This window comes from Limnohabitans sp. B9-3, from assembly GCF_002778325.1.
Taxonomy (GTDB): Bacteria; Pseudomonadota; Gammaproteobacteria; order Burkholderiales; family Burkholderiaceae_C; genus Limnohabitans; species Limnohabitans kasalickyi.
The window spans coordinates 213,056-232,000 of sequence record NZ_NESI01000001.1; the positions used below are offsets into that span (position 1 = coordinate 213,056).

The 18,945-nt window shown below is 56.7% G+C and carries 17 protein-coding genes and 1 tRNA gene; 11 read left to right on the forward strand and 7 right to left on the reverse strand.

Annotated features, from left to right (window positions below):
* Positions 1 to 73 precede the first annotated feature (73 nt).
* The 5 genes from dinB (at position 74) to B9Z42_RS01070 (ending at position 4,651) form a co-directional block, all read left to right on the forward strand.
* Positions 74 to 1,282 (forward strand): DNA polymerase IV, encoded by a 1,209-nt coding sequence (dinB, locus tag B9Z42_RS01050; RefSeq protein ID WP_100131483.1) that lies wholly within the window; start codon positions 74 to 76, stop codon positions 1,280 to 1,282.
* Positions 1,283 to 1,335: 53 nt separating this feature from the next.
* Positions 1,336 to 2,019 carry a response regulator transcription factor gene (locus B9Z42_RS01055; RefSeq protein WP_100131484.1) on the forward strand — a complete coding sequence of 228 codons (684 nt, stop codon included), beginning with the start codon at positions 1,336 to 1,338 and terminating at the stop codon, positions 2,017 to 2,019.
* A gap of 6 nt (positions 2,020 to 2,025) precedes the next feature.
* A complete protein-coding gene (locus tag B9Z42_RS01060) occupies positions 2,026 to 3,396 on the forward strand; it encodes a sensor histidine kinase KdpD (protein ID WP_100131485.1) in 1,371 nt (456 codons plus the stop codon).
* Between the two features lie 90 nt (positions 3,397 to 3,486).
* Entirely contained in the window at positions 3,487 to 3,822 is a 336-nt protein-coding gene (locus tag B9Z42_RS01065) for a hypothetical protein (RefSeq protein ID WP_143474015.1), read from the forward strand.
* Positions 3,823 to 3,832: 10 nt separating this feature from the next.
* Positions 3,833 to 4,651 carry a hypothetical protein gene (locus tag B9Z42_RS01070; RefSeq protein WP_100131487.1) on the forward strand — a complete coding sequence of 273 codons (819 nt, stop codon included), beginning with the start codon at positions 3,833 to 3,835 and terminating at the stop codon, positions 4,649 to 4,651.
* A 14-nt stretch (positions 4,652 to 4,665) separates the two neighbouring features.
* Here the strand turns inward: B9Z42_RS01070 and queF are convergent, their stop codons facing one another.
* The 3 genes from queF to B9Z42_RS01085 all read right to left on the reverse strand — a co-directional run bounded on the left by queF (position 4,666) and on the right by B9Z42_RS01085 (position 8,013).
* A complete protein-coding gene (gene queF, locus B9Z42_RS01075) occupies positions 4,666 to 5,511 on the reverse strand; it encodes an NADPH-dependent 7-cyano-7-deazaguanine reductase QueF (protein WP_100131488.1) in 846 nt (281 codons plus the stop codon).
* Positions 5,508 to 6,305 carry a peroxide stress protein YaaA gene (gene yaaA, locus B9Z42_RS01080; RefSeq protein WP_100131489.1) on the reverse strand — a complete coding sequence of 266 codons (798 nt, stop codon included), beginning with the start codon at positions 6,303 to 6,305 and terminating at the stop codon, positions 5,508 to 5,510. The genes queF and yaaA overlap by 4 nt, the downstream gene beginning before the upstream one ends.
* Before the next feature lie 121 nt (positions 6,306 to 6,426).
* The gene (locus B9Z42_RS01085) at positions 6,427 to 8,013 is read right to left on the reverse strand and encodes an ABC transporter substrate-binding protein (RefSeq protein ID WP_100131490.1); all 1,587 of its coding nucleotides are present in this window, start codon (positions 8,011 to 8,013) and stop codon (positions 6,427 to 6,429) included.
* A 195-nt stretch (positions 8,014 to 8,208) separates the two neighbouring features.
* Between B9Z42_RS01085 and B9Z42_RS01090 the strand changes: the two genes are divergently transcribed.
* Both B9Z42_RS01090 and galU read left to right on the forward strand, forming a co-directional pair.
* Positions 8,209 to 11,283: a valine--tRNA ligase gene (locus tag B9Z42_RS01090; protein WP_100131491.1), complete on the forward strand. Its 3,075-nt coding sequence runs from the start codon at positions 8,209 to 8,211 to the stop codon at positions 11,281 to 11,283.
* 39 nt (positions 11,284 to 11,322) lie between these two features.
* On the forward strand, positions 11,323 to 12,207 hold the full coding sequence (gene galU, locus B9Z42_RS01095) for a UTP--glucose-1-phosphate uridylyltransferase GalU (protein ID WP_100131492.1): 885 nt from the start codon (positions 11,323 to 11,325) through the stop codon (positions 12,205 to 12,207).
* Positions 12,208 to 12,281: 74 nt separating this feature from the next.
* On the opposite strand, the gene B9Z42_RS01100 is transcribed toward galU, so the two are convergent.
* From B9Z42_RS01100 to cysM, 3 genes are read right to left on the reverse strand one after another with little or no spacing between them, the layout of a single operon-like run.
* On the reverse strand, positions 12,282 to 12,509 hold the full coding sequence (locus B9Z42_RS01100) for a sulfurtransferase TusA family protein (RefSeq protein ID WP_100131493.1): 228 nt from the start codon (positions 12,507 to 12,509) through the stop codon (positions 12,282 to 12,284).
* Positions 12,510 to 12,513: 4 nt separating this feature from the next.
* The gene (locus B9Z42_RS01105; protein WP_100131494.1) at positions 12,514 to 13,056 is read right to left on the reverse strand and encodes an NUDIX domain-containing protein; all 543 of its coding nucleotides are present in this window, start codon (positions 13,054 to 13,056) and stop codon (positions 12,514 to 12,516) included.
* Positions 13,053 to 13,955 (reverse strand): cysteine synthase CysM, encoded by a 903-nt coding sequence (gene cysM, locus B9Z42_RS01110; protein WP_100131800.1) that lies wholly within the window; start codon positions 13,953 to 13,955, stop codon positions 13,053 to 13,055. Before cysM ends, B9Z42_RS01105 begins: the two co-directional genes overlap by 4 nt.
* A 50-nt stretch (positions 13,956 to 14,005) precedes the next feature.
* Between cysM and B9Z42_RS01115 the strand changes: the two genes are divergently transcribed.
* From B9Z42_RS01115 to B9Z42_RS01130, 4 genes are all read left to right on the forward strand, one after another.
* Positions 14,006 to 14,090 (forward strand) — tRNA-Leu (locus B9Z42_RS01115).
* A 273-nt stretch (positions 14,091 to 14,363) separates the two neighbouring features.
* A complete protein-coding gene (locus tag B9Z42_RS01120; protein WP_158235882.1) occupies positions 14,364 to 15,752 on the forward strand; it encodes a hypothetical protein in 1,389 nt (462 codons plus the stop codon).
* Positions 15,753 to 15,858: 106 nt separating this feature from the next.
* The gene (locus B9Z42_RS01125; protein ID WP_100131801.1) at positions 15,859 to 16,980 is read left to right on the forward strand and encodes an NADH:flavin oxidoreductase/NADH oxidase; all 1,122 of its coding nucleotides are present in this window, start codon (positions 15,859 to 15,861) and stop codon (positions 16,978 to 16,980) included.
* Positions 16,981 to 17,008: 28 nt separating this feature from the next.
* Positions 17,009 to 18,001 carry a tripartite tricarboxylate transporter substrate binding protein gene (locus B9Z42_RS01130; protein WP_100131802.1) on the forward strand — a complete coding sequence of 331 codons (993 nt, stop codon included), beginning with the start codon at positions 17,009 to 17,011 and terminating at the stop codon, positions 17,999 to 18,001.
* On the opposite strand, the gene B9Z42_RS01135 is transcribed toward B9Z42_RS01130, so the two are convergent.
* Positions 17,988 to 18,926 carry an NAD-dependent epimerase/dehydratase family protein gene (locus B9Z42_RS01135; RefSeq protein ID WP_100131496.1) on the reverse strand — a complete coding sequence of 313 codons (939 nt, stop codon included), beginning with the start codon at positions 18,924 to 18,926 and terminating at the stop codon, positions 17,988 to 17,990. The genes B9Z42_RS01130 and B9Z42_RS01135 overlap by 14 nt on opposite strands.
* Positions 18,927 to 18,945: the final 19 nt, after the last annotated feature.

An 18,945-nucleotide genomic window follows, 5' to 3' on the forward strand; every position in this document is an offset into this window, starting at 1 on the left:
GCGATTATGCTTGGCGGTTGTGAGTCTTTCTACACCCGCTACCCCTCTTGTGCGTCGCATTGCGCACCTCGATATGGATGCTTTCTATGCTTCCGTCGAGCTGCTGCGCTACCCCCAGCTCAAAGGCTTGCCCGTGGTGATTGGCGGCTCTCGCCGGCGCGAAGACGACTTGCTAGGCCGCCTGCGACTGGCCTACCCCGACCAAGCTTGGTCTGCCGAGAATTTGGCTGAGATTCCCCTTGATTTTTTCCCCCGCCTAACAAGCTACTCCGGTCGCGGCGTGGTCACCACCGCCACCTACGCCGCTCGCCAATTCGGCGTGGGCTCGGCCATGGGCGTCATGAAAGCAGCGAAGTTGTGCCCAGACGCCATACTTTTGCCGGTGGACTTTGAACAATACCGCCATTACTCGCAACGCTTCAAAGCCATCATCACCGACATTGCGCCAGTGATGGAGAACCGAGGTGTGGACGAGGTCTACATCGACTTCACCGATGTCCCGGGCGGGCAACGCGAAGGTGGCCGCGTGCTGGCCCGATTGATTCAAAAAGCCATTTTTGACGATACGGGCCTCACCTGCTCTGTGGGCGTCGCCCCCAACAAACTGCTGGCCAAGATGGCGAGCGAGTTCAACAAGCCCAACGGCATTTCCATCGTTCAAGCCGACGACTTGCAAACCCTGATCTGGCCCCTGCCCTGCCGCAAAGTCAATGGCATTGGCCCCAAAGCCGAGGCCAAACTGGCAGCTCAAGGCATACACACCATCGGCGATTTGGCCAACCGTGAACGTTTCTGGTTGATGGAAAACTTCGGCAAAAGTTACGGCGCATGGCTGCACGATGCCGCCCACGGCCAAGACAACCGGCCCGTAGAAACCAGCAGCGAGCCCGTCAGCCTGAGCCGAGAAACCACCTTTGAGCGAGACCTGCACGCCGTGCGCGACCGGGAAGCGCTCAGCGCTATCTTCACCCAACTCTGCGAACAAGTGGCGGCCGACTTGCAGCGCAAAGGCTATGTAGGCAAAACCATCGGCATCAAACTGCGCTACGACAACTTTCAAAGCGTCACACGCGACCACACCGTGGACGCCTATCTCGATTTGGCAACCCCGATTCGACACACCGCGGGCCAACTGCTGAAACGCGTCGACTTGACTCGCCGTTTGCGCTTGTTGGGCGTGCGCGTCGGCTCGCTGATGCGCAAAGACGAATGGCTGGCTCAGGGCATGCAGGTGCAAAACGTGGCGCCACAACCACAAACCGAATCCCTCTTCGAAGATTGATTACAAATTTGTAATTTTGACAACTTCAAGTTGTACCGCGTCACAATGACAGCATGCATGTGTTGATGGTTGAAGACGAGCAAAAAATTGCCGATTTTGTGATGTCAGGCTTTAACGCCGCAGGTTTCATCACGCACCACGAAGTCGATGGTTTCAGAGGGCTGAACACCGCCTTGATTCAACCCTTCGATGCGATCGTGCTCGACGTGAGCCTGCCTTTGATGGACGGCTTCAAGGTACTCAGCGAGATTCGCCGCCATGGTTTGACCACCCCCATCGTCATTTTGACGGCACGCACCGAACTCAACGACCGGTTGACGGCGTTTGAACTAGGGGCCGACGATTACTTGCCCAAACCGTTCTTCATTGAAGAGTTGATCATTCGGTTGAAGACCCTGATCAACCGCACATCAGGCCAATTGGAAAAAACCATCCACCACCAAGGCCTGACGCTCGACCGTTTCTCACGCATCGCAACATGGGGGGGGCGCAGTGCCACGCTGACACAACGCGAGTTTGTGCTGCTGGAGTGCTTGATGCTCTCGCCAGGACAAATCTTCACCCGCCAGAAAATTCTCAACCGAGTTTGGAACGTGGACTTTGACCCAGGCACCAATGTGGTGGACGTGTGCATACAGCGTTTGCGCAAAAAGCTGACGGGCCCAAACTCAAGCTGCGATGACGTATTTCCTATTGAAACCATTCGTGGTGTGGGCTATCGATTGAAAAAACATTGAGGCACCATGAAACGCTCATTCCACGTGCATGTATTTTTAATGACGCTGTTGGGAGTAGCGCTTTTTCTAGGCGGCGCTCGCATTTCTGTCCGGTATTTTGCCGACGACCTTTTGCTGAATTACTTCAACGAAACCTTAGCCCACCACGCGGCCAGAGAAATCGAGGAAGCAGGGCTTGCGCTAGATGTCGGCCTCATGCTGCGCAACTTGTCCAAAACCATCGATGACTTGAAACCCGGTGAACTGCGCGTCAGCCTGGATGACGCGAACTATCAGCAAGGGGACCTTCAGTGGCAACCATTGCGCAAACAGAGTGAAAAACACCCTGTGGCGTCCAGCTACGTCACGTCCGAAGGGCAAGTCTGGAGCGTCTTACGCACCCCAGTCCTGAATGGCGGCCATCAGCTTTATATCGCTGTGCAACGCCAAGCCCTAGAGCGGTCTTTGGAAGAGGTATTGGCGATTCGTGATGCCACCACTCAAAAAATATTACCCATCGTCTTGGCGTTCGCTGTCTTGTGTTCATTTTTGATCAGTTACACCTCGTTCTACCCAGTCAACGAACTTCAAAAATCATTTGCAAAAATTCAAATTCACCGACGCGACGACCAGATCAGCTCCCGCAGCAACTACAAAGAATTCGCAGAATTCATTCACTACTTCAACGCGCTGATTGACCGCCTGCGCAAAAGCTACGAACAAGCGGCCCGATTCTCCAGCGACGTCTCACATGAACTTCGAACGCCACTGACCATCGTTCGCGGCCATATCGACCGATTACTTCAACAAGCCGAAGACAACTCTGCGCAGCAAATCCAGCTCGCTTTGGTCGGTGACGAGGTAGAGCGCCTCATCAGCATCACGGACAAACTCTTGTTATTGGCACGCGCTGACGCAGGTGAACTGTTGAAGAACCCTGCGCAGATGAACTTCAGCGACAGGCTTGGGCAAAAAGTGGATGCCCTGACCATTGACAGTGAAACCTTGGAGGTGACGTGTAGCATCTCCCCAAAGATTCAGCTCAATTGCGACGAAGCGCTGATCGACCTTTTATTGAGCAACTTATTCAACAACGCCGTCAAATACAACGTGCCTCAGGGCTGGATCAAGGTATCCGCCCACACCGACGGCCAGAGCTTGCAGTTTTCTATTCACAACACCACGCACCTTTCGTTGAATTCGGGCATGGATGAGCGTGTATTTGACCGCTTTTACCGTCACCGAGAAACCAGCGATCAATCCAGCAGCAGCGCCACTGGCTCTGGCTTAGGGCTGAGTTTGTGCCGCGAAATTGTGAAAGCACACGGGGGCACGATTCAACTGCGCAAAGCTGCTAACCCGTCCGTTGGCTTTGAGATCACCTTGCCCCTCGGTTGAACACTCTCGCGGATTACATTTTTGTCATCCACCATGACAGGTTGTTTGTTTTAGATCAAGGATGGCGAAACATGCAATACGCTCAATTAAATGAAGTTTTCCATTCAACGCCCACGGTTAAGACGCAGCACAGCCGCGGCAATGCTTATGGTGATGCCCCTGTGGGGAGCATGCGAAAGCATTCGTGAGTGCGAGTTCAAACCCACCAAAGATGCGCGCTACCTGTGCACGGCGGTCGCGATGGTCAACCCGGTGGTGTGCGATCAAATTTCAACGCGCGATGGCATCACGCAATGCCGCGCCATCACCTCGATCAACCCCTATGAATGTGACCGCATCGACAGCCCCGGCAAACGGCAATATTGCAAGATGGCTGTGCGGGACTTACAGCGCGACAGCATTTGGGCCATCAAGCCCATGAAGTGATGGACCATGGATGCATGAACTTGTCAAAAAATATGGTGGTCATGCCAAGCAGGAAGAAATCCTGACCGATTTCTTCAACCGTGTCAGCAGCGAACGGGGTCTGATGCACTACTTCTTCAACGTGCCCCTGAAGCAAGTCTTGGCCGATCAGCGGGAGTTGATGCCCTATGTCATGCGCAAGCCAGACATCGACTACCGCACGGCACCGGTGCAAACCGCCATTCGGGAGATCAACATTCGAATTCCTGTGTTTGAAGATGTGTTGAAGGTGCTGAACTTGGTGCTTAAGCATTTCAAAGTGCATTACACGGAAGCCCCCATGATGGCCATGCACATCATTGAAATTTTGGAAGAAACACGCAGCCGGTTTGCTGACACCAAAAAATCGTTTTACAAACCTGCCGACATCACCCCTGCCGTGCTGCTCAGCTTTTACCGCACGCAAGGGATCCTGTCAGAGTTAGACGCCGAATCCGGTGAGATTTATTCCATGCACGGCTTTGGTCTGGCCTATCCGCTCTACACCGCCATCGATGCCGCGAACAACAGCTTGGTGTTGATGGCCAGGGCGCAAGCGAGAGACGGCGTGACACTGACGGAGGTCCAGACCTTGGCAGACGCCGCAGGCGCGAAGGTCCAACCTCTGCAATTCACGGCATTCACCGACGGGCAAGGGTGCCCCACGTTTCAAGCAAGCTATAGCGTGCCCACGCAATACGGCGTGCCCAAGCGTTTGTTACAACGTGTGACCAACCACTTCACATGGCGCTTTGAAGAGGCCATGAAAGTGAACACGAACTTTCAATTGATCGATGTGGTGAACGGCTGAGGCGCACCGTGGTGTTATTGCCGCGCCGTCCTTACGTTCGATGGCACGGCCTGCGGGTGGCTGGTGCGCCAAGGGTTGATGTCCAAGCCGCCACGTCGGGTGTAACGGGCATACACCTCTAAGCGCGAAGGTTGGCACTGCTGCCAAATGTCCATGAAGATGCGCTCCACGCATTGCTCGTGAAACTCGTTGTGATTGCGAAAACTCACGATGTAACGCAACAGCCCCGCTTGGTCAATTTGTGGGCCGCTGTATTTGATGCGCACACTGCCCCAATCCGGCTGCCCCGTGACCAAACAATTGCTTTTCAGCAAGTTGCTGGTGAGGGTTTCGGTCACGGGCGCTTCACCCGATGTGGTGCTCAACAGTGACGGCGTCGGTTGGTAAATATCGCAATCCAAGTCCAAACGATCGAGACTGAGGCCGTCCAACTCATGCACGGGCTCACGGTCAAACTGCTCGGGCAGCACCAGCTGCACGCCCACACCGGCCATCATCGGCCCGCCGTGCCACACCGCTGCGCTCAGGTCTTGACGCATGCGGGTTTGCACCTCTGCCGCATCTACGAGGCGGGTATTGTTGAAACTGTTGAGGTAGAGCTTGAACGACTTGCTCTCCACAATGTGTGTGGACTCGGCAGGCACGGTGATGCGTGCCAAGGCCACTTGGGGTTTGCCACGCAAATTGAGCCAACTCAGCTCAAAGGCCGTCCACAAATCAGCACCCAAGAATGGCGGCTGGCCTGTGACGCCAATCTCATCGCGCTTAGTTTGGCGCGGAATCGGGAACAGCACAGACGCGTCGTAGTGGTCCAGATAGGCCGAGGTCTTGCCCAGCTGCGATTGTTCAGGGACGTTCATGCGGCGAGCTTTCTGCGAAACACAAGTCGGTCGGGCTCAGATGCAGCCGCATCAAAGGCGTAGCCCTCTGCGCCAAAGCCCTGCAAGCCCTTTGGCGTGGTGATGCGATGCATGACCGCATAACGGGCCATCAAGCCACGCGCACGCTTGGCGTTGAAGCTGATGATTTTGTATTTGCCGCCTTTGAAATCTTCAAACACACACTCAATGACACGGGCTTGGAGGGCTTTGCGATCCACCGATTTGAAATACTCTTGGGAGGCCAAGTTGACGAGGACAGGCTGTGCGCTGTCAGCTTGCGCTGAGGCTTGTTCTTTCAAATGCACGTTCAAATATTCAGCAATTTGGGAACCCCAAAATTTGTAGAGATTGCCGCCTTTGTCGTTGGCCAACGCCGTGCCCATCTCGAGACGGTAGGGCTGCATCCAATCAAGTGGCCGCAGCACGCCATACAAACCACTGAGGATAGCAACGTGGTCTTGTGCCCACGCCAAGTCAGCAGGCGCAAGGCTTTTGGCATCCAAGCCTTCGTACACATCGCCGTTGAAGGCCAGCACCGCTTGCTTGGCATTTTGGGCTGTAAATTTGGGACGCCACGCTTGGTAACGCGCCACATTCAAGGCCGACAGCGCATCGCTCAGGTGCATCAAGCTGGCAATGTCTTGCGGCGATTTTTCTTTAAGGATGTCGATCAACTCGGCCGATTGCTTCACAAACAAGGGTTGCGTGTGGGGCACATCACCGGCAGGTGTGTCGTAGTCAAGGGCTTTGGCGGGAGAGAGTACAAACAACATGCTCAATCCACCCTCACGTTGCGTGCCTTGTGTGAATGGCCTTTGGCGGATCGCCGACCTTGGAGTGCTGCCATGTGTGTCTTTCCCGGCCAAACGCCGGATGAGTTTCAAAACACATAGTTTAGGGTTTCAGGGAGACCCCATCAAAGCTGTGGCGACCTGAGGGGCTGAGCACAAAGCCCTGCACCTCGGCACGCAAGACCTTGAACTGAACGGTATGCGCCAAGGTGAACCACGGCGCTTGCGACTTGAAGATGGCCTGCGCACGGTGGTACAAGCGCGCACGCTCATCGAGCTCCGACGAGACCTTTGCTTTTTTGACCAAGTCGTCATAGGGCGCGAAACAAAACTTGGCCACGTTGTGGCCTTTGAGTGAGGTGCAACCCAATAAGGTGTTTAAAAAATTATCAGGGTCGCCGTTGTCACCGGTCCAGCCCAAAATGCCCATGTCGTGCTCGCCGGCCTGCATGCCACTCACGTAATTCACCCAATCGGGGCTGTCAATCTTCACGGTCACGCCCACCTGCGCCAAGTCTTCTTGAACCAGTTTGGCCACGCCCATGGCGTCAGGCATGTAGGGGCGTTGCACGGGCATGGCCCACAAGGTGGTTGAAAACCCGGCGGGGTAGCCCGCCTCGACTAGCAACTTCTTAGCCGCCACAGGATCGAACACATCGTCCTCGACCTCTCGGTTGTACGACCAGACCATGGGCGGGATTGGGTTGATCGCCGGCACCGCTGTGTTTTTGTAGATCACACGCAAGATGCGTCGCTTGTTGATGGCCATGTTCAACGCCCGCCGCACGCGCACATCGGTGAACGGTTTTTTGAGCAAGTTGTAAGCAACGTAACCCACGTTCAAACCCGTTTGGTTCATCACCGCCATGCGCGGATCGTCACGCATGCTCGGCAAATCGGCTGGGTTGGGATAAGCCATGACGTGACAAGCCCCCGATTGCAGCTTCGCCCAACGTTGGCCCGCGTCGGGCGTGATGTCAAACACCAAACGGTCCAGCTTGGCCCTGCCGGCCCAGTGTTTGGCAAAGGCTTCATAGGTCAAAGCAACATCTTTTTCAAACCGCAGCAACTGAAAAGGACCGGTTCCCAGGGGGGCTTGGTCTATTTTTTCGGGGGTTCCAGCTTGGCGCATCGCCCGGGCGTATTCGGCTGACTCAATGCCCGCCCAACTCATGGCCATGTTCGCCACAAATGGCGCATCGGGTTGTTTCAAGGTGAATTTGACCGTGTGGTCGTCCAACTTTTGCAACGAGGCCAAAACTTCGGGCATGCCCACATCGTTGAAATACACGTGTTTGGCGCTGGTCACCGTATAGAAGGGGTGATCACGCTTCCACTGGCGCTCAAAGGTAAAAAGCACGTCATCGGCATTGAAATCTCGGCGCGGCGTGAACAGCGCATTCGACTGCCACTTCACACCGCGACGCAGGTGAAAGGTGTATTCCAAACCGTTGGGCGACACCGTCCAGCGTGTGGCCAAGGCAGGAATCACCTGCGTACCGCCGGGCTCAAACGTGACCAGCTTGTCAAAGATTTGCTCGGTCACATCAAACGAGGTGGTGTTGGTGTTCAGGCTGGGCTTCAAAAACTCTGGATTGCCTTCGGAGCAAAACACCAGGGTTTGGTTGCTGGCCCATGTCAAAGGCGCAATACAGGCGATCGGCAAGGCCCAGATCAGACGCGAAATCATTGAACTCTTCATAGGACATCACCCACTTAAAATTGAAAACCAAGGAACTCATTTTTACCCAATCTTGTGTCATGCGCGTGAGGTCCAGCGCTGAAAGTCATCACGAGTCACCCTAGGTAAAATGAGGTATCTCCGATTTCGGCCACAACGGCAGCCTTGGTGCTTGCCGTTTTTCTTTTGTCTAAAGCCCGCCCCATGAGCAACACGCCAGTCCTCCCCCTCGAACAACCCGGCCTTGAAAGCCTGTCCAAATCGTTCGAGCCCGCCGCCCTCGAAGCCCATTGGGGCCCCGAATGGGAAAAACGCGGTTACGGCGTGGCGGGTTTCAGAGGCACCGGTGCTCCAACGGCAGATGCACCCGCATTCGCCATCCAGTTGCCGCCGCCCAACGTGACCGGCACGCTGCACATGGGCCATGCGTTCAACCAAACCATCATGGACTCGTTGACCCGCTACCACCGCATGTCGGGCTTCAACACCGCATGGATTCCGGGCACCGACCACGCGGGCATTGCCACGCAAATCGTGGTGGAGCGCCAGCTGCAAGCCAAAGGCATCAGCCGCCACGACATGGGCACCAGCCCAGCCGAAGCGCGCAAGAACTTTGTGAGCAAGGTCTGGGAATGGAAAGAAGAATCGGGCAGCACCATCACCAGCCAGATGCGCCGCATGGGCGACAGCGTGGACTGGAGCCGCGAGTACTTCACGATGGACCCCAAGCTTTCCAAAACCGTGACAGAAACTTTTGTGCAGTTGTATGAGCAAGGCCTGATCTACCGTGGCAAGCGCCTGGTCAACTGGGACCCGGTGCTGATGAGCGCGGTGTCTGACCTCGAGGTCGAGAGCGAGGAAGAAGACGGCTCGATGTGGCACATCCGCTATGACCTTGTGGACCCGGATGGCAGCCTTGCGGCTAAGGGTTCTGGGAGCTTGACAGTCGCCACCACCCGCCCCGAAACCCTGCTGGGCGACGTGGCCGTGATGGTGCACCCCGAAGACGAACGCTACAAACACCTCATCGGCAAGCAGGTGAATCTGCCTTTGTGCGACCGCACCATCCCCGTGATCGCCGACGACTACGTGGACAAAGCTTTTGGCACCGGCGTGGTCAAGGTCACGCCTGCGCACGACACCAACGACTACCAAGTCGGCCAGCGCCATAAGCTGGACATGATTTGCGTGCTCAACCTCGACGCGACCATCAACACCAACGCGCCCGAAAAATACCGGGGCCTGGACCGTTTTGTGGCCCGCAAAGCCGTGGTGGCCGACCTCGAAGCCGCAGGCTATTTGGTGGAAGTGAAGAAACACAAACTCATGGTGCCCCGCTGCGCCCGCACCGGCCAGGTGATCGAGCCCATGCTGACCGACCAATGGTTTGTCGCGATGAACCAAGTGGGTCAAGGCGACGCCACGGGCAAGAGCATCGCCCAAAAAGCCATCGACGCGGTGCAATCTGGCGAAGTGAGCTTTGTGCCCGAGAACTGGGTCAACACCTACAACCAGTGGATGAACAACATCCAAGACTGGTGCATCTCACGCCAGCTGTGGTGGGGCCACCAGATTCCGGCTTGGTACGACGAAGACGGCAAGGTGTACGTGGCCCGCGACGAAGCGGAAGCTCAGGCCAAGGCACCCGGTAAAACGCTCAAGCGCGACGAAGACGTGCTGGACACTTGGTACTCCAGCGCCTTGGTCCCCTTCTCTACGCTAGGCTGGGCCGCTGGCCCTGAGGGCGTGGGCAACGGGGATGGGCGCAGCGACATTCTGAGCGAAGCGAAGAGGAGCAAGACCGTCTCCGGTGGCCACGACCTCGGAGCCAGTGAAAGCCAACAAACCGACTACGACCTGTACCTCCCCAGCAGCGTATTGGTGACCGGCTACGACATCATCTTCTTCTGGGTCGCCCGGATGATCATGATGACCACCCACTTCACCGGCAAAGTGCCCTTCAAACACGTCTACATCCACGGTCTGGTGCTCGACGCACAAGGCAAGAAGATGAGCAAGTCCGAAGGCAACGTGCTCGACCCGGTCGACCTGATCGACGGCATCACCTTGGAGCCACTGCTCGACAAACGCACCCAAGGTTTGCGAAAGCCCGAGACAGCGCCCAAAGTCCGCAAGCAAACCGAAAAAGAATTCCCAGAAGGCATCCCGGCCTACGGTGCGGATGCCCTGCGCTTCACTTTTGCAGCTCTCGCCAGCTTGGGGCGCAGCATCAACTTCGACAGCAAGCGCTGCGAGGGCTACCGCAACTTCTGCAACAAGCTGTGGAACGCCACCCGCTTTGTGCTGATGAACTGCGAAGGCCAGGACTGCGGACTGAAAGAGCACACCAAGGCCGAATGTGCGGCACCCGGCGTCGATGCCAGCGGCCAAGCCACGCCAGCAGGACCCGTGCACGGCTACCTGTCATTCAGCCAAGCCGACCGCTGGATCAGCTCGCAGCTGCAACGCGTCGAAGCCGACGTGGCCAAAGGCTTTGCCGAGTACCGCCTCGACAACGTGGCCAACACAATTTACAACTTCGTGTGGAACGAGTTCTGCGACTGGTACCTCGAAATCGCCAAAGTGCAGATCAACACCGGCACCGACGCTGAAAAACGCGCGACGCGCCGCACCCTGATTCGCACGCTCGAGACCATCATGCGTCTGGCCCACCCAATCATCCCGTTCATCACCGAAGAACTCTGGCAAAAAGTGTCGGTGGTGGCCGGTCGTCCGGGTGAGTCGGTCAGCATCGCCGCCTACCCCGTGAGCCAGCCCGAACGCATCGACGAGGCGGCAGAAGCCCATGTGGCCCGCCTCAAGTCCTTGGTCGACGCGTGCCGCAATTTGCGCGGTGAGATGAACGTCTCACCCGCCAACCGCATGCCCTTATTTGCGTTAGCGGGCAACGCAGAAGAACACGCGTTCATGCAAAGCGCAGCCCCCGTGTTGCAAGCCCTGGCCAAATTGAGTGAAGTCAAAGTGTTTGACGACGAAGCCGCATGGTCGGCGGCTGCACAAGCCGCGCCCGTGGCTGTGGTGGGTGAGTTGCGTGTGTGTTTGTTCATCGAGGTGGACGTTGCCGCTGAAAAAATTCGCTTGGGCAAGGAAGTGGACCGCTTGCAAAACGAGATCACCAAGGCCGGTGCGAAGTTGGGCAACGAAGCTTTTGTGGCCAAAGCACCCCCTGCCGTGATCGAAGAAACCAAAAAACGCGTGGCCGACTTCGCCGCCACCTTGGCCAAAGTGCAAGAGCAGCTTGTCAAGCTGGGGGAATAAAGCAGCGTTAAGCTTGGCAAAACAATCACCATCACACATATGAATAAACCTCTCACCAAAGCCGTGTTCCCCGTCGCCGGCATGGGCACACGCTTCTTGCCCGCCACCAAAGCCAGCCCCAAAGAAATGCTGACGGTGGTGGACAAGCCACTCATCCAATACGCGGTGGAAGAGGCCTACGAGGCGGGTATTCGTGAAATGATTTTTGTCACAGGCCGCAGCAAACGCGCGATCGAAGACCACTTCGACATGGCCTATGAGTTAGAGACTGAATTGGAAGCCGCAGGCAAACAAGCCTTGCTCGACATCGTGCGTGGCGTGCAGCCCGATGACATGCAATGCGTGTACGTGCGCCAAGCTCGCGCGTTGGGCTTGGGGCATGCGGTGTTGTGTGCCGAGCATTTGGTAGGAGACGAGCCTTTTGCCGTCCTGCTGGCCGACGATTTGATGCGCGGCAAAGCGGGTGGACCAGGCGTCTTAAAGCAAATGGCCGAGGTGTTTGCGCGCACCCAATCGTCGGTGTTGGCCGTGCAAGAAGTGCCACTTGAGCACGTCCACCGTTACGGCGTGGTGGCGGGCAAAGACTTGGGCAACGGCTTGATCGACATTCAGCAGATGGTGGAGAAACCCAAGGCTGACGTGGCGCCCTCACGCACCACCGTGGCGGGCCGTTACATCTTGACGCCTGCTGTGTTCGACCGCATCCGTGCGGGCGGGCGTGGTGTGCAAGGCGAGATTCAACTCACCGATGGCATTGCCGGTTTGTTGGCCACAGAAAAAGTGTTGGCCTTCTCGTACGAAGGCAAGCGTTACGACTGCGGCAGCAAACAAGGCTTTTTGCAAGCGTCTGTCGAACTGGCCTTGGAGCACCCAGAAGTGGGCGCCGAATTTCGCGCTTACTTGAAAGAGTTCAAACTCGATTAAAGCTGAACGACTGAGACGCTGTACTTTCGCCTAAAGCCCACGAAAGCGAAGGCCTCAGCGCTTGTTGAAGCGGATCAGCGGCGCTTCAACACATGCACAAAGTCGTTGCCTTCGGTGGTTTGCGACAACAGCTCGTTGCCCGTTTGCTTGGCGAAGGCCGCAAAGTCACGCACCGAGCCTGTGTCGGTGGACACCACTTTCAAAATCTGCCCGCTCTCCATCGCCGTGAGTGCTTTTTTGGCTTTCAGAATAGGCAAGGGGCAGTTCAAACCGCGTGTGTCGATTTCTTGGTCAATGTGCATGGTGTCAGTCTAAGCCTTTTGCCTCACGCTGCGCCCATTCCATGAAGCGCGGCTCAATGCCTTGGATGCGCTGCCAATCGGCCATGGCGTAACCCGTGCCGGCGGGCCAACAAATCACGTCAGCAGGGTTGTACAGCTTGTACTCAGCGAGCTCAGGCGAGAGCTGGATGTCGCCATCGGCCACCGCATGGTAGGCAATGATGACTTGGTTCATACGCTGAAAATCGTACACACCGATGAGCTTCAACGCGCTGACCTGCAAATTAGTTTCTTCAGCAATTTCACGGGTGATGCCACCTTCGGGCGTCTCACCCGCCTCCATGAACCCCGTGATCAACGCAAAGCGACGCCCTGGCCAAGCGGCATTGCGCGCCAACAAAATTTGGCCTCGGTATTGCACGATGCCTGCGAGCACGGGTGTGGGGTTGTTCCAGTGCGTCCAATCGCAAGCTGTGCAACGCAAGCGCTGCACCATGCCGCCATCTTCTTCACGTTCGATCAAGGCCAACGGGGTGGCACAGCTGGGGCAAAAACGGAATTGACTCATGCGGGAAACACTCCAGTAGACAAGTAACGGTCACCACGGTCGCACACGATGAAAGCAATCGTGGCGTTTTCAACCTGTTGTGCAATTTGCAAGGCCACCCAGCAAGCACCGGCTGCAGAGATGCCCGCAAAAATGCCCTCTTCGCGCGCCAAGCGACGGCACATGTCTTCGGCGTCGTCTTGGCTGACGTAGACCAATTCATCGACGTTTTTGGCATCGTAGATTTTGGGCAAATAAGCCTCAGGCCATTTGCGGATGCCAGGAATGCGCGAGCCTTCGCTGGGTTGCGCGCCAATGATGCGCACCGCTGGATTTTTTTCTTTCAAATAACGCGACACGCCCGTGATCGTGCCCGTGGTGCCCATGGCACTCACAAAATGGGTCACGCGCCCGTGGGTGTCGTTCCAAATCTCAGGGCCCGTGGTTTCGTAATGGATGCGCGGGTTGTCCAAGTTGGCGAATTGGTCGAGCATGCGACCTTTGCCTTCTTTTTCCATACGTTCCGCCAAATCACGGGCGTACTCCATGCCACCGCTTTTGGGCGTCAGGATCAATTCAGCGCCAAAAGCCTTCATCGTCTGAGCGCGCTCAATCGACAAGTCCTCCGGCATGATCAGCACCATGCGGTAACCCTTGATGGCCGCAGCCATGGCCAAAGCGATGCCGGTGTTGCCGGAGGTGGCTTCAATCAAGGTGTCGCCAGGCTTGATTTCCCCACGCTCTTGTGCCCGTTGAATCATCGACAAAGCGGGACGGTCTTTGACCGAACCTGCCGGGTTGTTGCCCTCTAACTTGCCAAGAATCACGTTGCCACGCTTGGCATTTTCAGCAGCATGAATACGCTGCAAAGACACCAGAGGCGTTTTTCCGATGGCAGCTTCAATGGTTTGGTAAAAAATCTGTTCAGTCATGCCATAAATGTGCCATAATATTGGCTGTTGATTCCAGTGCCCGGGTGGTGAAATTGGTAGACGCAGGGGACTCAAAATCCCCCGCCGCAAGGCGTGCCGGTTCGATTCCGGCCCCGGGCACCACTGGTTAATAACTTCATCTGACAACTTGACTTCGAATTTATGCAAGACGAAGAGTACGCCAACATTGTCAGAAGCGGTGCAAGGCATTCCGTTCAAGTCTCTGAACGCACAGGCAACGCAAAAACCCCAAAAAATATTGTCAATTCATTGGCTGATGTCGATTCAGCAAGGAAAAAAGCTGAGCTTGAAGCTCAGGCCTCAGCGCTTAAGACAGCCAAATTAGCTGAAGAAGAAGTACCACTCAGCAAGTTTGAGCTCGCACTCCAAGAAGCTTTGTCTGCCAAAGAGACGATCGTCACGCTCAAGAATGACGCAGAGGTTGAGCCCAACGTTCAACTCGTGACAGAGAACGATGCCGCATCGCCCAATGTGCAAAACGTTCCTATCGACAAGCTGCCAGCCAACATTCAATCGGTCACCAATGGCAACGCGGTGGCGTCCAACGTGCAACAAGTGTCTGTCGATCAGATGGTCGACAACGTTCAACACGTCGAGACATCCACCGACACAGAAAATCGTCAAACGCTGACCGTCGATGGCGCATCCTCCGCCAATGTTCAAAACATCGCGGTTGACAAAACGCAAGACAACCATCAGACCCTAGAAACGTCGACCACATCAGAGAATCGACAGGGCATTGCCACCGAGCAAGCCGCAGCGCCGAACGTACAAAGCATTCCTGTCGACAAAATTGCAGACAACGTGCAAACGCTCGACAAAGAAAGCGTCATCGACAACCGCCAAGGCATCGCCACAGAGCAGGCTGCAGCGCCCAATGTGCAAAGCATTCCGGTCGATCACATCGATGACAACACGCAAGCTATTGAAGTGTCGGCCAGCACTGAAAATAAAGTGGTGGTTGCCGAAGACTCTGCGACTTCACCCAATGTGCAAAACATAGCGGTTGACCAAGTCGCGAACAACGTTCAGCAAATCGACGTTGATGCCGCTGTTGACAACCGTCAAAGCATTCCCAAAGACGAGGTGTCTGAGAATGTGCAAGTCATTTCCAATGACAACGCGACGGACAATCGCCAAGCCTTAGACCCAACACCCAGCACGCCAGTCAACCACATCGCCATCGACACGGCCGTTGAGTCAGACAACCGCCAAGCTTTGGCAACCGTCCATGAGACAGACAACGTCCAAGCACTGGGCAATGCGGCCATCGTGGACAACGTGCAAGCGCTCGACAAAGAAGGCGTCATCGACAACCGCCAAGCCGCGCCAGAAAACCCGCTGCCCGGGTTGAACCAACAAGAGGTGCCGATCGATCGCGTCGAAGACCATCTTGAAGTGTTGCCATCGACCGCGGTTGAACGGGCCACCGTCTCGTTTCCAACCAGCGACAGCGCGCCAGCCACTGACACCCCACGAGAGGCTCCCGCAGCGCCATCCCCTGAAACTCAAGCAGCTGTGCCCACTGCGCCTGTGATTGCGCAAGCCGTGCCATCAGCGGCCGAACTCAAAAAGATCCAGCAAGAAGAAGCACGCGCCGTATTTCGCAGCCGTTTAGCGGGTATCAAAAACACGGTGAATAACCTGAATTCACGGCTGACCGACATTGAAGTGGATGCAAAGACCTCAAAAAGCACGAAGGTCGAGAATGCCATCAGTCTGGAGGATCTGGAAGCCGACGAGGACGACGAGGGTTTCCTCTGAAACCCATCCCGCGTGTCTTTGTCGCGCAGTTGCCAACTGAAACACAAGCAACGATTTACGATCCATGCCTGCCTCATCCGCAGGCATTTTTGTTTTTGGAGTTCTCTTGAGCCACCTCTTTTCTGAATTCACCCTCACCTCACCGCGCGGCCCTTTGACCTTGGCCAACCGCGGCGTCGTGGCCCCCATGTGCCAATACTCGGCCGACAACGGTCAAGCCACCGACTGGCACCTGATGCATTGGGGCAACCTGCTCAACAGCGGCGCAGCCCTGTTCATCATCGAAGCCACCGCTGTCACCGCACGCGGCCGCATCACGCCCTATTGCCTTGGCTTGTGGGACGATGCCACAGCCGCTGCACTGAACGACACCCTGCAACGCGCACGCAAACTCGCGCCGCAAGTCCCCGTGTGCATCCAGCTCGCACACGCAGGTCGCAAAGCCTCCAGCGCCGCCCCTTGGCAAGGGGGTCAATTGGTCGACGATGCGAACGGCGGCTGGCACCCCGAAGCGCCTTCCGCGTTGCCGCATTTGGCGCAAGAAACACCGCCTGAAGCCATCGACGCCCAAGGTTTGGAAGACATCAAACAGGCCTTCGTCAAAGCCGCCGAACGCGCCGACGCCATGGGCATTGAAGCCATTGAGTTGCACGGCGCTCATGGCTATTTGTTGCACCAGTTTTTGTCCCCCCTGTCCAACGTGCGCACCGACGGCTACGGCGGCAACTTTGACGGCCGCACGCGATTTCCCATGGAAGTTTTTGAAGCCGTGCGCGCGGTTTACAAAGGCGCTTTGGGCATGCGTTTGTCCGCGACCGATTGGGTCGAAGGCGGTTGGACACCCGAAGAAACCGCCGACTTCTCGTTGCGCTTGAAACTCGCCGGCGCAGACTTCGTGCACATTTCCTCAGGCGGCGTGTCGTCGCAGCAAAAGATCGCGATTGGCCCCGAGTACCAAGTGCCTTTCGCCAAGTTGGTGAAACAAAAAGCCCAACTGCCCACCATCGCTGTGGGCTTGATCACTGAACCCCAACAGGCCGAAGACATCTTGGCACGCGGTGACGCTGATCTGGTCGCTTTGGCCCGCAGCTTTTTGTATAAACCCCGCTGGATGTGGGAAGCCGCAGCGGCGCTTCAAGGCACCGTGCAAGCTAGCCCACAATATTGGCGCAGCATGCCGCGCGAAGCGCAAACCATTTTTGGTACCGTGCGTATTGGCCAACGCTAAAACCAACAAAATTCAAAGGAACCACAACATGAACCTGTTCAACCGTCGTCAACTCCACATCACGTTGGCAGCCTTAGCCGCACTGGCTAGCCTAGCGTCGTCAACCGTTTGGGCGCAAGCCGATGCCTACCCCAGCAAGCCCATCACCTTGGTCGTGCCCAACCCGCCCGGTGGCTTGGTCGACACCTCGGCTCGCTTGGTCAGCGAGTCTTTAGGCCGCTTCATTGGTCAATCTGTGGTGGTCGATAACAAACCCGGTGGCAGTGGCAATTTGGCTTACTCCCTCGTTGCACGCAGCCCCAAAGACGGCCACACGGTGCTGGTGTCGTATTCGGGCTACCACATCGCCAACCCCATCCTGATGGACAAACTGCCTTGGGAGCTCAAAGACCTCACGCCCGTGGGCTTGGTCACGGTTGCCACCAACGTCATTGCAGTCCACCCCTCCGTGCCTGCCAACACGCTCAAAGAGTTCATCGCGTGGGCCAAACAAAACCCGGGCAAGCTCAATTACGCGTCACAAGGCAACGGCTCTGTGTCGCACATTGGCACCGAAATTTTCAAGCAGCAAACCGGCATTGAGATGACGCATGTGCCTTACAAAGGTTCGGGCCAAGCCATTCAAGATGTGCTGGCCGGCCAAGTGCAAGTGTTCATCACCACACCACCATCGGTGATGGGCCATGTGCTCAACGGCAAGCTCAAAGCCTTGGCCGTCACAGGCAAGATTCGCCATCCCCAATTGCCACAAGTACCCACCGCGTCCGAAGCGGGTTTGACGGGTTTTGAGTTGGAGTCGTGGGTGGCTTTGTACGTCGCCAGCGGCACGCCCAAAGAAGTGGTGCAAAAACTCTCAGCCGAAGTCAAACGCGGCATGGAGTTGCCTGAGACCAAGCAACGCGCCGACCAGGCGGGCATTGAAATTCGCTACCTCACCCCTGACAACACCACCAAACTGCTGGAGCGCGACACCGTCAGCTGGGCCAAGGCCATCAAGGCCGGCAACATCAAGTTCGATTGATGGTTGGCGAGCTGGTCAAGCCCGCCGTCACATCCACATAGCGCAGCTGCAACCGCAGCTCGCGCTTCATGCGGGTGTTCTCCAGGCGGCGTGACTCGCTCATGAAACTCAGCTGCATCGCAGGCACGTCAAACTCCGCTTGCGCACGGCTGATGCGCGGCGGTTTAGGCAAACAGTACAAACCTGCAGCCATGTCAAAGTAATCGCCCATCAACAAGCTGCTGTCGTCGCTCACGTTGTAAGCGCGCTGCGTTTTGCCGCGCCACAGCGCCAGCTGGCACGCACGGGCCAAATCGTCGGCGTGAATGTGGTTGGTGAACACATCGTCTGCGCGGTTCAACACCGGCGCACCGCGTAAAAGGCGCTCGCGGGGCGTGCCGCCTTCACGATCCGGCGCATAAATGCCCGGAATACGCAACACGCTCATACGCACCGCGTTGCCCCGCAAACGCGCATAGTGGCGCTGCCGCGCCTCTGCGTCCACACGGCGCATGGCACGCGGCGTGGCGGGGTTCACAGGGCGGCTGTCGCTCACCCAAGCACCCGCGCAATCGCCAAACACGCCGCTGGTGGAGCCATACACCCAGCTGCGCGGCGGCGTGCGCACGCTGAGGGCACGGGTGATTGCTTGGGTGCGCGGATCGGTGCTGCCGCGCAAAGGCGGTGGCGCTAAGTGAATGACTCGGGTGGCCAAGCCCGCCAAGCGTTTCAAGGTGGCAAGCTGGTCTAAATCACCCAGCAGAGGGGTGACACCCAAGGCTCGCAATTCAGTCAGACGCGCAGCATTAGAAGTCAGCGCCAGCACGCGCACATGGCGCTGGGCGCGCACCACACGCACGCCCACATCACCACAACCGATGATCAGTAAGCGTTCACGTCGAAATCGGGCAGGCAAAGCGCCAAGAGGGGATTGGTTGGAGGGCAAAATACAGCCTATAAAAGTT

Excerpts from the sequence above, each read along its gene's own strand:
- dinB (WP_100131483.1), top strand. The coding sequence starts at position 74 with ATGGATGCTTTCTATGCTTCCGTCGAGCTGCTGCGCTACCCCCAGCTC.
- B9Z42_RS01055 (WP_100131484.1), top strand. The coding sequence starts at position 1,336 with ATGCATGTGTTGATGGTTGAAGACGAGCAAAAAATTGCCGATTTTGTG.
- B9Z42_RS01060 (WP_100131485.1), top strand. The coding sequence starts at position 2,026 with ATGAAACGCTCATTCCACGTGCATGTATTTTTAATGACGCTGTTGGGA.
- B9Z42_RS01065 (WP_143474015.1), top strand. The coding sequence starts at position 3,487 with ATGAAGTTTTCCATTCAACGCCCACGGTTAAGACGCAGCACAGCCGCG.
- B9Z42_RS01070 (WP_100131487.1), top strand. The coding sequence starts at position 3,833 with ATGCATGAACTTGTCAAAAAATATGGTGGTCATGCCAAGCAGGAAGAA.
- queF (WP_100131488.1), bottom strand. The coding sequence starts at position 5,511 with ATGAACGTCCCTGAACAATCGCAGCTGGGCAAGACCTCGGCCTATCTG.
- yaaA (WP_100131489.1), bottom strand. The coding sequence starts at position 6,305 with ATGTTGTTTGTACTCTCTCCCGCCAAAGCCCTTGACTACGACACACCT.
- B9Z42_RS01085 (WP_100131490.1), bottom strand. The coding sequence starts at position 8,013 with ATGATTTCGCGTCTGATCTGGGCCTTGCCGATCGCCTGTATTGCGCCT.
- B9Z42_RS01090 (WP_100131491.1), top strand. The coding sequence starts at position 8,209 with ATGAGCAACACGCCAGTCCTCCCCCTCGAACAACCCGGCCTTGAAAGC.
- galU (WP_100131492.1), top strand. The coding sequence starts at position 11,323 with ATGAATAAACCTCTCACCAAAGCCGTGTTCCCCGTCGCCGGCATGGGC.
- B9Z42_RS01100 (WP_100131493.1), bottom strand. The coding sequence starts at position 12,509 with ATGCACATTGACCAAGAAATCGACACACGCGGTTTGAACTGCCCCTTG.
- B9Z42_RS01105 (WP_100131494.1), bottom strand. The coding sequence starts at position 13,056 with ATGAGTCAATTCCGTTTTTGCCCCAGCTGTGCCACCCCGTTGGCCTTG.
- B9Z42_RS01130 (WP_100131802.1), top strand. The coding sequence starts at position 17,009 with ATGAACCTGTTCAACCGTCGTCAACTCCACATCACGTTGGCAGCCTTA.